General features: G+C 47.7%; 8 protein-coding genes. All 8 read left to right on the top strand.

Annotated features, from left to right (window positions below):
* Nucleotides 1-41 precede the first annotated feature (41 nt).
* The 8 genes from C3V36_12420 to rpoC all read left to right on the top strand — a co-directional run bounded on the left by C3V36_12420 (nt 42) and on the right by rpoC (nt 13657).
* On the top strand, nt 42-302 hold the full coding sequence (locus tag C3V36_12420) for a phosphocarrier protein HPr (protein ID AVM69974.1): 261 nt from the start codon (nt 42-44) through the stop codon (nt 300-302).
* Nucleotides 303-631: 329 nt separating this feature from the next.
* Complete coding sequence (locus C3V36_12415; protein AVM69973.1) at nt 632-1180, top strand: chromate transporter; 549 nt, start codon at nt 632-634, stop codon at nt 1178-1180.
* Complete coding sequence (locus C3V36_12410) at nt 1177-1740, top strand: chromate transporter (GenBank protein ID AVM69972.1); 564 nt, start codon at nt 1177-1179, stop codon at nt 1738-1740. The genes C3V36_12415 and C3V36_12410 overlap by 4 nt, the downstream gene beginning before the upstream one ends.
* Nucleotides 1741-2095: 355 nt before the next feature.
* Complete coding sequence (locus C3V36_12405) at nt 2096-3199, top strand: hypothetical protein (protein ID AVM69971.1); 1104 nt, start codon at nt 2096-2098, stop codon at nt 3197-3199.
* Nucleotides 3200-3343: 144 nt separating this feature from the next.
* Entirely contained in the window at nt 3344-5446 is a 2103-nt protein-coding gene (locus C3V36_12400) for a hypothetical protein (GenBank protein ID AVM69970.1), read from the top strand.
* 193 nt (nt 5447-5639) lie between these two features.
* A complete protein-coding gene (locus tag C3V36_12395) occupies nt 5640-5966 on the top strand; it encodes a hypothetical protein (GenBank protein ID AVM70551.1) in 327 nt (108 codons plus the stop codon).
* Between the two features lie 279 nt (nt 5967-6245).
* Entirely contained in the window at nt 6246-10070 is a 3825-nt protein-coding gene (locus tag C3V36_12390; protein ID AVM69969.1) for a DNA-directed RNA polymerase subunit beta, read from the top strand.
* Between the two features lie 23 nt (nt 10071-10093).
* Entirely contained in the window at nt 10094-13657 is a 3564-nt protein-coding gene (rpoC, locus tag C3V36_12385; protein AVM69968.1) for a DNA-directed RNA polymerase subunit beta', read from the top strand.
* Nucleotides 13658-13880 lie beyond the last annotated feature (223 nt).

Raw genomic sequence — 13880 nt, 5'->3', positions numbered from 1 at the left:
GTTATCACGTTAAATTTTAGATGATAAAAAAGGAGAATCAAATGGTATCACAAAAAGTTGTAGTAAAAAATAAAACAGGTCTGCACGCTCGTCCGGCAGCGTTATTTTCTAAGTTAGCCAATACCTGCGCCTGCGAGGTATTTGTAGAAAAAGACGGCAAAAAGATTAACGCCAAGTCTATTTTGGGCGTGCTGTCTTTGGCGATTGTGACAGATAGTGAAATTACGATTATCACCGAGGGAGAAAACGAAACCGAGAGCTTAGGCAAATTGGTGGAGTTCATCAATAACTTGGAAGAATGATCCGAGCGGGCTTCTAATCTCGAAATCAATAACTTAAACCGGTCAAAAGTTCACACTTTTGACCGGTTTAACGTTATAACAAGTTCAGGCAAGCAGATATTTAGACGTGCCATGACAAGGGAGAGCTTGCTCTCAATTGTTGTGGCATGGATAAATATCTATTTGCGTGAGCGCAAAGACCGATAATTCGCAGCAAGCGAATTATCGGTGCGGCTTGCCTGAGTTAAAGTGGAGGAAAGGTAAGTGTTTTGCCTGAACCGGAGCAGAATTAAAGATACGCGCTTTAGGAAAATTTATTTTAGAAAGGGAACTTTTCATAGGAGAAAAGTATGACAACAGATTTGGTGCAGCTTTTTTGGACGTTTTTCAAGGTCGGTGCCTTTACCTTTGGCGGCGGCTACGCCATGCTGCCGATTTTGCAGCGGGAGTTGGTGGAAAAAAAGCAATGGATAACGGATGAAGATTTGGCCGATTATTATGCCGTCGGTCAAACCACGCCGGGGATTATTGCTGTCAATACCGCTACTTTTGTCGGCTATCGCCGGTGCGGCGTAGGCGGGGCAATCGCAGCTACACTGGGGCTGATTTTGCCGGGAGTGATGATTATTATTTTACTGGCCCGCCTGATTACCGGTTTTTCCGATTGGCCGCAGGTGCGTCATGCTATGGCCGGCATTAAAGTGGCGGTCAGTGTTTTGATTCTGGAGGCCTTATTAAAGCTGAGAAAAAGTGCGCTGACTAATTGGCAGGCAGGACTGATATTTTTAGCGGTGTTTGCGGCAAACTTATTTTTGCCGCAGGTATCACCGGCAATTTTGGTATTATTGGCCGGCGGCAGCGGAGTTTTGCTCTTCCGCCGGAAGGGGGCGGTCAAATGATTTACTGGCAGTTGTTCTATGAGTTTTTAAAAACCGGTTTATTTGCAGTTGGCGGGGGACTGGCGACTTTGCCCTTTTTATATGATATGTCGTCCCGGACCGGCTGGTTTTCCGGCGATGATTTGACCAATATGATTGCCGTATCCGAATCAACGCCCGGACCTTTGGGCATCAATATGGCTGCCTATACCGGTTTTTTGGCCGGAGGACTTTTCGGTGCGGCGGCGGCGGTAACGGGGCTGATTTTTCCGTCGGTAGTGATTATTATTTTAATTGCCCGCATATTGACTAAAATGAAAGATAATGCTTGGATCCAGGCGGCTTTTTGCGGTCTGAAGCCCGCTTCCTTTGCTTTGATCACGATGGCCTGGCTGAATGTTTTAAAATTGACTTATCATCCTGCCAGCTTACTCACTCAGGAGCAGGCAGCGGCTGCACCTTTTTTCTGGCAGGGGCTGATTTTGGCGGCGGCCTTGTTTTTGATTTTGCGAAAAACCAAGGCACATCCGATTTTGATTATCATTTTGGCAGCGGCTGCCGGAATTGTGTTCCGTTTTTGAAAAGATATTAAAAAAGATGCTGAAAAAGGCGGCTAAAGTGAAAAGGCAAAGTTGGCTTTCACCCCTCCCATGTGGAAATTACTTTTTCACTTTACCACTAAAAATACTATCCGGATGAGCATGGAAAAGTTAAGTTTCTCAACGAAGATGTCGATATAAGAAATGATGTATAAGGATTACAGGACTTTTGCATTAGCTTGATAAAAAGGCAGGACAGAAAAATACCCTAAAAACCGTTGAAAAGAGAATGGAATAAGTGCCGGTTAAATTGCGGGCTGGATATAAGGGCGGTTTGCTGATTAATCAGGCGCAGACTTTTAACAGGGAAAATTGAGCATAACTTACGGGAAAGATTATGAAAGAAGTTTCGGCAATATTTCAATTGCTTGCCTTTTTATTGCAGGCAGTGGCAGCGCTTGGCTATCAGCAGGCGGATATTACCATGCATCATTACCGGCAGCAGATTTATTTGCTGGAAGCAGATATAAGAAATGGTGCCGAGGTCAGCGGCGCGCTGGCACAGGACTCAGTCTTTGGTTTTGAGCCGCTGGGGACTTTGGCCCGGCGTCATCAGGCTAAGGCGGCGGTTAACGGTATGTTTTTTGATGATTTGGGGAGTCCGGCCGGACTTTTATGCGAAGCCGGCCGCTGGATTCGGATCAGCGATATCGGTACGCCTTGTCTGGTAATTGATCAAACGCTGTCTATTCAGAACATAACAGTAAAAGCTTTCTGGCAGTCCGGTCAGTCCGGCGGCCGGATTTATTCTTATAATACCGGAGCATTTCATGGCCTGATCAATGTATTTACGGCCGATTACGGCGAAACCAACCGGGTTTTCCGACCGCAGGCAACATACCGGTTGACGGGGGGCAAAGTAACAGAACGATTCCTTACGACCGAGCCGGTACGGATCGGCGAAGACTTTTTATTGACGTATTTATTGCCGGAAGATACGGCGGTTGAGGATATGAGCTGGCAGCAGCTGCCGGAATTTGTACCGGTTTTTGAATTGGGAGAAGAGATAGCGGTTCGCATTCAGACCATCGACTCAGCGGGGCGGGAAATTTTCCCCCAAAAGGTATATCAAACCGGCGGTTGGCTGGTTAAGGCAGGAAAAAATGCCGCAAAACCGCAGGAGGATTTTATCGGTTATACTACTTCGCTCCAGCCGCGGACAGCGGTCGGCATCAATCAAAAAGGCAATTTAATCTTTATAGTGGCGGACGGCCGCCAAAAAGGCAGAGCCGAGGGTTTGACCGGCCGGTGGCTGGCGGAAGTATTGACAGAATATGAGGTGACCGAAGCTGCTTATTTGGACGGCGGCGCCTCGTCGATGATGTGGCTGGAAAACGGCTTGGTCAATCGACCGGCCTATCCCGATCTTTTAAACGGCAAAGCCCTTGCCCATGCGATTTTATTGAGCAGAAAACGGCATTGCTCAACATTCCGATATTAGAAACCTATATTGCCCCAAAATGTTACAGCCTATACAAGCCGCTCATAATTCATCGAAGTGTTGAGGAATTACGAGCGTGGGGAAGCCAAGTATAATATCTGTTTGCCTTAAGCTATAATCAGAAAAGGGTTGAGGAGAAATAGTATGGAACAGATAATGGCTCTGATTTCAAAAGCCAGTGTTATTTTAGCATTTGTTTTTATTTCCACGCTAATCGGTAAAAACTTCAAGGTCAATAAAAACGATGAAAACTCAAAAAGGGATTATACTCAAGTCATACAAGGCCTTGTTTTTACCTTGTTTATTTTTATTGACATTAAAACTCCTTTTGTCGGTGCTAACAAAATCAGCTATGACGCGCGTGAGGTTTTGCTTAATTTGGCAGCGGCCGGCTACGGCCCGATTACGGCTGCCATTACAGCCACTGCTACTTTTATCATCCGTTGGCTCCGGGGGACGAAAGGCACGGAGATTGCGCTGTGCGGCATTGCCTTAGTTTATTTTTTGGAGATCGGCTTTATTTATGTTTTACGAGTCAGGAAGCTTTCTTTTAATTCCGTTCGTCTTTTTTTAATGGCGCTTTTAACAAACATAATCAGTGCGATGACCGTGCTGATGATGGCCGGCGAGGGCTGGGTGAATGAGATTGAGCCAGCGTTGACTTTTGTGATTACTTATCCCATCTTTACTGTGGTGGCTTTTAATATCATGCAGTATATCCGCAACCGGGAGCAGCTTTTGAGTGAACTGTCGGAAAGGGATAAAACGCTGCATCAGAAGAATTGTCAGTTGCAGTATGCTAATGAAGAATTGCAGCGGAACGAACAGCATTTCCGAACAATGTTTTATTATTCCAGTGAAGCTATCTTCCTGCTGGAAAAAGACCAGATTTCGGATGTTAATTTAGCTGCGATGAAGTTATTGGAATATGATGAGAAAGCAGAATTGCAGGGGAAGTCGCTGCTTTTAATGATGACCGAGCGGCAAAAAGAGGATCAGACGGCCGAGGCTTATATTGAAGATGTTTTCCGGCGACTGGGCAGCGGTACGGCGGTTCAGACCGAGGTGATGCTGCGTACCAGGAACAATATGGAGCTTCTTTTGGAAAGTGTTTTTATTGAGCTGGAGCTGACCGATAAAAAATATATTTATATGTCGGCCCGGGATATCAGGGATAGAAAAAGGCAGGAAAGAGAGATCTTATTCAGGGCTCAGCATGATGCGCTGACGGAAGTGGCCAATCGCCAATATTTTAACGAGATGCTGAAGAAAATCGAGATGAACGAAGGCAATTATCCGCTTGCTTTTATGATGGTTGATATCAACGGTTTGAAGCTGACCAATGATATTTTTGGACATTTCCGGGGCGATGAGCTGATTGTCAAAGTGGCCGGGATATTGAGCGGCAGCTGCCGCAGCCGGGATTTAGTAGCGCGCGTCGGCGGTGATGAGTTTGTCATTCTTTTTCCCAAGGCCGATGAGGCGGTGCTGAAAAGGGTGACGGAAAGAATCCGTCAAAAGCTGGAGCGGGAAAAAATAGAAACGCTGCCGCTGTCGGTGGCGATAGGCTATGCTGTCAAAGCGGACGTGGAGGGCGTAACTGCGGACGAAGTCATGGCGGCGGCCGATGAAAGTATGTATCAGGATAAACAGATGAACCGGCAGGCCAATGCCCGCCGTTTCTTGCAGGGAGTTTTGGAAAAATTGTATCAGATCAGCCCGCAGGACAAGACCCAAACGGAAGGGTTGGAGATGCTCCTGACTCAGACGGAAGGGGTGCCGGAGATGAACCCGTCGATCCGGAAAGAAATCGGGCAGCTCAGTACTTATTTAAATGTCGGCAAACTGATTTTGGATCGGGACGAGTGGGAAATGTCGGGTTATGATCTTCAAAGCCTGCGTTTTCCGCAGAAACTGGTGGAGAGCAGTTATGCCGTGCTCCGCAATGTCGGCGAAATTGAAACTTTGGTGATCGCTGAATACCTGACCGGTGTAAATGAAGCCTGGGACGGTTCGGAGGGGGTACTGGACATCAGCGGAGAGGAGATTCCGCTGGCAGTTCGGGCTTTTCGGATTTTATTTGACGCTTATTATATCAAGACGCATCCGCAGCGTTTTGGCAAAGACCTTAGCCAAATAAAAGCGGATATGCTGGCACTGGCCGGTCGGCGCTATGACCCGGATTTGTGCGCCAAAATGGTGAATTGCATTATTGAGCAAACAGCTCCGCTTTTCCCTGTTTGTTAAAACGGTTGTTTTGCCGGCGGTTAGCAGAACGCCTTTGGCATTCTGCTAATTTTACTCGCGAAAAAGACTACGTCATGGCGGGAATCGCTGCTCGAACTTGTGGCAGAAATTCGTAGCGGTTCACAGGGGAATGGTGAGTTAAACAGTTTTTGAATTTGGATTAGGGAAGAGAAGGAAGAGAGGACAAGTGAATATCAGTCAGGATCGTAGTTTGAGCTTTATATTGCTCTGTGCCGTCAGATTTTTTAGGGAAAAAAGAACATTACCGCCGGATTTGGGCGCGGGAAAATATTGTCCTCATTTTATGATCAAAGGAAAGGATCAATATTTAGGCATTCGTTTGACAGGAGAGGAAAAACCGGAATTTACTACTTGGCTGGAGTGCCGGGCAGAGCCGCTGTACGCGGATATGGATTATTCGGATTTAGTTGGCGGGGCGGAGTTTTTTATAATCGAAGGAAACAATAAAGTCGGAGAAGGAATAGTTAATGAGATACTAAGAACGGATAATATGAATTAAATATAAAATTATAATAAAAAACTATAATAAAAAATATAAGAATTGTGTTAAAATTTTAAAAAGTTGCTTGACAAAGAAAAAAACAAGTGATAACATAGGAAAATACGACAGTGGGGCTTTGTGCTCTTTTTTGTGTTGCTGGAAGACTTGTTTGGTTTTTGAGCGGCTAAAAAGAGCAGCGGCAATCGGGAAAGGACTGGTTCCTGTGCCGGAAAGCTGGAGCAGGCTCCGCTTTATCATGTTAATAAGCCAAAGAATGCCAAGGAGTGAAGCGACAAGATGGAAAAAAGAAGAATTAAGCCGATGCATATTGGCGACGGATTGCGGATGACATATTCAAGGCAGAAAGAAGTCCTGGATATGCCCAATCTGATCGAAGTGCAGAAAAATTCCTACAAATGGTTCTTGAATGAAGGACTAAAAGAAGCGTTTCAAGACATTTCTCCGGTTGAAGACTATACCAACAGCTTATCATTAGAATTTTTGGATTTTAGCTTCAGCGATGACCCCAAGTATACGGTCGAGGAATGTAAGGAAAGGGACGCGACCTACGCCGCTCCGTTAAAGGTCAGGGCCAGATTATACAACAAGGAAAAGGATGAGATCAACGAGCATGATATCTACATGGGTGAGTTGCCGCTGATGACGGAAACCGGTACTTTTGTGATCAACGGCGCAGAAAGAGTCGTTGTATCGCAGTTGGTGCGGTCGCCCGGTATTTATTATGCGATTAAACATGATAAAATCGGAAAAGAACTTTACTCCTGTACGGTTATTCCCAATCGTGGTGCTTGGCTGGAATATGAAACCGATTCCAATGATGTTTTTTATGTGCGGGTCGACCGGACCAGAAAAGTGCCGATTACCGTTTTGATTCGGGCACTGGGCATTGGCAAGGATTCGGAAATTATTGATTTGTTCGGTGAAGAGCCGAAAATTTTGGCAAGTTTGGAAAAAGATAATTCCCGCTCGTATGAAGAGGGGTTGATTGAAGTTTATAAAAGAATTCGGCCGGGAGAGCCGCCAACGGTAGAAAGCGCGGAATCCCTGCTTAATGCTGTCTTTTTTGATGCCAGACGCTATGATTTGGCGCGGGTCGGACGTTATAAGTTCAACAAAAAATTGGCGTTTGAGAACCGGATTGTCGGTTCTGTGCTGGCGGAGGATGTGGTTGATACCCAAACCGGCGAGATCGTGGCTGAAGCGGGCACTGAAATCACGACGGAGCTGGCTAAGGAACTCCAGGATCTGGCGATTCACGCAGTTTATGTAACGGTTGAAAACCGCAAAGTCAAGGTGTTAAGCAATTTGTTTGTCAATATCAATAAATATGTTGATATTGATGCCAAAGCTGCCGGAATTTATGAAAGAGTATATTACCCGGCCTTAATGGATTTAATGGAAGAATATTCGGGTGAAGAATTAATTACCCAGATTAAAAAGAATGTTGCCCATTTGATTCCCAAGCATATTACCAAGGAAGATATTTTTGCTTCCATCAACTATAATATGCATTTGGAATATCATATCGGCACCAAAGATGATATCGATCACCTGGGCAACCGCCGGATTCGGGCGGTGGGCGAGCTGTTACAGAATCAGTTTCGGATTGGTCTTTCCCGGATGGAAAGAGTGATTCGGGAGCGAATGACAGTGCAGGATACGGAAACGGTTTCCGCCCAGTCACTGATTAACATTCGGCCGGTTTCGGCGGCAATTAAAGAGTTTTTCGGCAGTTCGCAGCTGTCGCAGTTTATGGATCAAACCAATCCTCTGGGTGAGCTAACCCATAAAAGACGTTTGTCGGCACTCGGTCCCGGCGGTTTATCCAGAGACAGAGCCGGCTTTGAGGTGCGGGACGTTCACTATTCGCACTATGGAAGAATGTGTCCGATTGAAACGCCGGAAGGTCCGAACATCGGTTTGATCAACTCACTTGCGACTTATGCCCGGATTAACGAATACGGCTTTATTGAGTCACCCTATCGGTTGATCGACAAAAGCAGCGGGAAACCGATTGTTACCGAGCAGGTTGAATATTTTACGGCCGATGAAGAAGATAAGTACCGGATTGCGCAGGCAAACGAGCCGCTGACGGAAAAGGGCGAGTTTATTAATAAATATGTAACTGGTCGGTTCGCCGAGCAGATTATTGAAATGGATGCGACCAAGGTTGATTTGATGGACGTTTCGCCCAAGCAGGTTTTTTCGGTGGCGACGTCGATGATTCCGTTCCTGGAAAATGACGATGCCAACCGGGCGCTGATGGGTTCCAACATGCAGCGGCAGGCAGTTCCGCTGCTGTCAACCGAATCGCCGATCGTCGGTACGGGAATTGAGCATAAAGCGGCAGTTGACTCCGGCATCGTGGTGCTGGCTAAGGAAGATGGCGTGATTGATAAGGTTTCCGCTACGGAGATCATTGTCAAGACTGCCGGCGGCAAGAAGGTTTCGCATCGTTTGCAGAAGTTTGTTCGCTCCAACCAAGGTACCTGCATGAATCAAAGGCCGATTGTGAAAAAGGGACAGGAAGTTGTAAAGGGCGAGGTCATTGCCGACGGCTCTTCGACACAGGGCGGTGAGATTGCGCTTGGTAAGAACCCGCTGATTGGCTTTATGTCATGGGAGGGCTATAACTACGAGGACGCGATCCTGCTCAATGAAAACTTAGTCCGGGACGATGTTTATACGTCCATTCATATTGAGGAACATGAATCGGAAGCCAGAGATACCAAACTGGGGCCGGAAGAAATTACCAGAGATATTCCGGGCGTAGGCGAGGAAGCGCTGAAGGATCTGGATGAAAGAGGCATTATCCGGATCGGTGCAGAAGTGCGTTCCGGTGATATTTTAGTCGGCAAGGTAACGCCCAAGGGCGAAACGGAGCTGACGGCGGAGGAGCGGCTGCTCAGGGCAATTTTCGGAGAAAAAGCCAGAGAAGTCCGGGATACTTCGCTTAAAGTTCCGCATGGTCAAGAGGGCACCATTGTTGACGTGCATATTTTTACCAGAGAAAACGGCGATGATTTGTCACCCGGCGTTAATCAGGCGGTGCGGGTGTATATTGCCCAGAAAAGAAAGATTTCGGTCGGAGATAAAATGGCCGGCCGCCACGGCAATAAGGGCGTTGTGTCCAGAGTTCTGCCGCAGGAAGATATGCCGTTTTTACCGAACGGACGGCCGCTGGATATCGTCTTAAACCCGATGGGCGTGCCTTCCCGTATGAATATCGGTCAGATTTTGGAAGTGCATTTGGGCTTAGCGGCCAAGGCTTTGGGCTTTAAGATTGCCACACCGGTATTTGACGGAGCTAATGAAGAAGATATCATGGATACGCTGGATATGGCCAACGACTATGTCAATATGGAGTTTAAGGACTTTGAGAAGAAGTGGAAGAGCACTTTGGACAAGGAAGTGTTTGAATATCTATCCGCCAATCGGGCACACCGCGAAGAATGGAAGGGTGTAAAGATTCCGCGTTCGGGTAAGCTTCCGCTTAGAGACGGCCGTACCGGCGAGTACTTTGACGCCGAGGTCACCGTTGGCTACATGCATTATTTGAAGCTTCACCATTTGGTTGACGATAAGATCCATGCCCGGTCAACCGGTCCGTATTCGCTGGTAACGCAGCAGCCACTGGGCGGTAAAGCTCAATTCGGCGGACAGCGGTTCGGTGAGATGGAAGTATGGGCACTGGAGGCTTACGGTGCAGCCTACACCTTGCAGGAAATTTTGACCATGAAGTCCGATGATGTGGTCGGCCGGGTTAAAACCTATGAGGCGATTATCAAGGGTGAAAATATTCCCGAACCGGGCATTCCGGAATCGTTTAAGGTTCTGCTCAAGGAATTGCAGTCGCTGGCGCTGGATGTGAATGTCTTAACCGGTGATACGGTAGTCGAGCTGAAAGAAGACGACTATGACGACGGTGTTGATTTTGAATTGGGTGATTATCGGCTGGATCCGCTGGATGATGACAATGACAGCTTTGACTACAGCGAGATTGACGAGATTGATGCCAATGAAGCTTTAGATGATGATTATGATGATATTAATTTGGAAGACAGCTTTATTATCGGCGAGGAAGACGATTTTGATAATTAAGCCGGCGGAAGGAGTCAGATAATATGCCGAAAGAACAACAAACGGTTAATTTTGATGCGATTAAAATTGGACTGGCGTCTCCGGAACGGATTCTTGAGTGGTCAAGAGGCGAGGTAACAAAGCCGGAAACCATCAATTATCGTACTTTGAAGCCGGAAGTAGACGGTTTATTCTGCGAACGGATTTTCGGGCCGAGTAAGGACTGGGAATGCCATTGCGGTAAGTACAAGAAAAACCGGCATAAGGGTGTGATTTGTGATAAATGCGGAGTGGAAGTAACCAAGGCCAAAGTTCGCCGGGAGCGGATGGGCCATATCAAACTGGCGGCACCGGTATCTCATATTTGGTATTTCAAGGGGATTCCCAGCCGGATGGGCTTGATTTTGGATATTTCGCCGAAAAAGCTGGAAAAGGTGTTGTATTTTGCCTCATATATCGTTTTAGACCCGGGTGAAACCGATTTGCGTTATAAGCAGGTACTGTCCGACCGGGACTATCACGAAGCGCTGGAGCGCTACGGCGATACTTTCCGGGTGGGGCTCGGCGCCGAGGCGATCCAGGAGATTTTAACAGCCATAGATTTGGAAAAAGAAAGCAAGGAATTAAAGCAGGCGCTGCGCGATACCAAGGGTCAGAAGAAGGCCAGAATTATTAAACGGCTGGAAGTAGTCGAGGCTTTCCGCAGTTCGGAAAATCGGCCGGAATGGATGATTTTGACCCATATTCCGGTTATTCCGCCGGATTTGCGGCCAATGGTGCAGTTAGACGGTGGCCGCTTTGCCACTTCCGATTTGAATGATTTGTATCGGCGGGTGATTAACCGGAACAATCGTCTTAGCCGCCTGATGGAGATTAAGGCACCGGAAATTATTATCCGCAATGAAAAAAGAATGTTGCAGGAAGCAGTGGATGCCCTGATTGACAATGGCCGCCGGGGACGTCCGGTGACCGGGCCGGGCAATCGTCCGTTAAAGTCCCTGTCCGATATGCTGAAAGGGAAGCAGGGTCGTTTCCGACAGAATCTTTTGGGTAAGCGGGTTGACTATTCGGGTCGGTCGGTTATCGTGGTCGGACCGGAGTTGAAAATTTATCAATGCGGTCTGCCCAAGAAAATGGCGATAGAATTATTTAAGCCCTTTATTATGAAACGTTTGGTCGAGGACGAAATGGCGCATAATATTAAGTCGGCCAAAAAAATGGTGGATCGCTTGGATCCCTATGTTTTTGATGTGCTGGAAGAGGTTATCAGTGAGCATCCGGTTATGCTTAACCGGGCACCGACGCTGCACCGGCTTGGTATTCAGGCGTTTGAGCCGGTACTGGTGGAAGGTAAGGCGATTCGGCTGCACCCGTTGGTTTGTACCGCTTTTAATGCTGACTTTGATGGTGACCAAATGGCGGTGCACCTGCCGCTTTCGGAAGAAGCACAGGCGGAGTGCCGTTTCCTGCTGCTGTCGCCAAACAACCTGCTGAAACCGTCTGATGGTGGACCGGTCTGCGTACCGTCACAGGACGTAGTTTTGGGTATTTATTACCTGACACTGCAAAAAGATGGTGAGCCGGGCGAGGGCAATGCCTATACCGATGAAAATGAGGCACTGTTAGCCTATGATAACGGGATTTTGTCCCTGCATTCCAAGATCAAAGTCAGAAGAAGCAAGCGGATCGATGGTCAAAAGCTTTCGACCATCGTAGAAACGACACCCGGCCGGATTATTTTTAATGAGATTATCCCGCAGGATTTGGGCTTTGTCGACCGGGAGGCGGCCGGCTCAGAACTGTTGTTTGAGATTGATTATCTGGTCGGCAAAAAGCAGCTGAAAGAGATTTTGTACCGCTGCATTGATATTCACGGTTCAACCAAGACTTCGGAAGTGCTGGATAATATTAAGCATTTAGGCTTTAAATATTCGACCAAAGGCGCAATTACGGTTGCCCTGTCCGATATGGAAGTGCCGGAGAACAAGGGTGAGATCTTAAAGCAGGCGGAAAATACGATCGAAACCGTATCCAAGCAGTTCCGCCGCGGTATGATGACCGAGGATGAACGGTACTTAAAGACGATTCAAACCTGGAAGGGTGCGGATGATCAGCTGACAGAGGCTTTGCTTAAAAACTTAGGAAAATATAATAACATCTTTATGATGGCTGACTCGGGTGCCCGTGGTTCCAATAACCAGATTAAGCAGTTAGTCGGTATGCGTGGTTTGATGGCTGATACACAGGGCCGGACGATTGAGCTGCCGATCAAGTCGAACTTCCGGGAGGGTCTGGATGTTTTGGAATACTTTATTTCCGCGCACGGAGCCAGAAAAGGTTTGGCCGATATCGCGCTGAGAACGGCCGACTCCGGTTATTTGACCAGACGTTTGGTTGATGTTTCGCAGGATTTAATTATCCGGGAACTGGACTGCTGCGAAGGCGGCGAGGAAGTTGTCGGCTTAAAGGTCAAGGCATTCATGGACAGCAAGGAAGTGATTGAGTCCTTAGAGGAAAGAATCACCGGCCGCTGGTCAGTTGAAGAGATTAAGCATCCGGAAACCGGCAAGCTGATTGTACCGGCTGATACGATGATTAATCCCCGCCAGGCCCGTAAGATTATTGCCGCCGGCATTACCGAGGTAAAGATTCGGACCGCTTTGACCTGCCGCTCCAAGATAGGTGTCTGTGCGAAATGTTACGGCGCCGATATGGCGACCGGCCGGCCGGTACAGGTCGGCGAGGCGGTTGGTATCATCGCGGCGCAGTCCATCGGTGAGCCGGGTACGCAGTTGACGATGCGGAACTTCCACAGTGGCGGTATTGCTACGGCAGAAGATATTACCCAAGGTTTGCCGCGTGTTGAGGAACTGTTTGAAGCCCGTAAGCCAAAGGGACTGGCGATTTTATCCGAGTTTTCCGGTCGGGTTACGGTCAGTGACAACAAGAAAAAGCGGGAGGTCATCGTTACCAACGATGAAACCGGCAGCAGTAAGGCTTACTTGATTCCTTACGGTTCTCGGATCAAGGTTGAGGACGGCCAAATCATTGAGGCCGGCGATGAATTGACCGAGGGTAGTGTTAATCCGCATGATATCTTGAAGATTAAGAACAGTGCGGCGGTAGAGGACTATATGCTGCAGGAAGTACAGCGAGTTTACCGTCAGCAGGGTGTAGAAATCAATGATAAGCACATTGAGGTAATTGTTCGGCAAATGCTGAAAAAGGTTAAGATTGAGGACAACGGTGATACCGATTTACTGCCGGGCGTTTTAGCGGATCGTTTGGAGTTTGAGAACGTCAATCAGCAAATGCGGGAGCAGGGCTTGGAAGAAGCCACCGGTACGCAGGTACTGCTGGGTATTACCAAGGCTTCGCTGGCTACCAAGTCATTCCTGTCGGCAGCGTCCTTCCAGGAAACAACCAAAGTTTTGACGGAGGCCGCTATTTTCGGTAAGGTTGATCCGCTGATCGGCTTAAAGGAAAATGTTATCTTAGGTAAACTGATTCCGGCCGGAACCGGCATGGGCATTTACCGTAATGTTGAGATTGTCAGTGCCGATGAAGAGCAGGCGCAGGCACCGGTGGAGGAAGAAGTAACGGAATAAGGCGGTAAAGCAGCAGAGGCTTGTATACGCGTCAGGTTCCGGGACTGCTTTGTAATGGCCGGTGGGTGAAAGACAAAGCTTGACAAGGAAGTATAAATAAAAGCGTTTTCTCCTACGAAAGCAAGGGGAAAACGCTTTTTTTGAAGCGCGCAAGCATAAATGAATGCGACCGCGAAGCGGGCATATTCATTTTGCGGCGCTTCACCGGCAGATGGAAAGCACG

This window comes from Lachnospiraceae bacterium oral taxon 500, from assembly GCA_002999035.1.
In the GTDB taxonomy this organism is placed as follows: Bacteria; Bacillota; Clostridia; order Lachnospirales; family Vallitaleaceae; genus W11650.
This window is presented reverse-complemented; position numbering and strand designations above follow the sequence as displayed.

Excerpts from the sequence above, each read along its gene's own strand:
- C3V36_12400 (AVM69970.1), top strand. The coding sequence starts at position 3,344 with ATGGAACAGATAATGGCTCTGATTTCAAAAGCCAGTGTTATTTTAGCA.
- C3V36_12410 (AVM69972.1), top strand. The coding sequence starts at position 1,177 with ATGATTTACTGGCAGTTGTTCTATGAGTTTTTAAAAACCGGTTTATTT.
- C3V36_12415 (AVM69973.1), top strand. The coding sequence starts at position 632 with ATGACAACAGATTTGGTGCAGCTTTTTTGGACGTTTTTCAAGGTCGGT.
- C3V36_12420 (AVM69974.1), top strand. The coding sequence starts at position 42 with ATGGTATCACAAAAAGTTGTAGTAAAAAATAAAACAGGTCTGCACGCT.
- rpoC (AVM69968.1), top strand. The coding sequence starts at position 10,094 with ATGCCGAAAGAACAACAAACGGTTAATTTTGATGCGATTAAAATTGGA.
- C3V36_12405 (AVM69971.1), top strand. The coding sequence starts at position 2,096 with ATGAAAGAAGTTTCGGCAATATTTCAATTGCTTGCCTTTTTATTGCAG.
- C3V36_12390 (AVM69969.1), top strand. The coding sequence starts at position 6,246 with ATGGAAAAAAGAAGAATTAAGCCGATGCATATTGGCGACGGATTGCGG.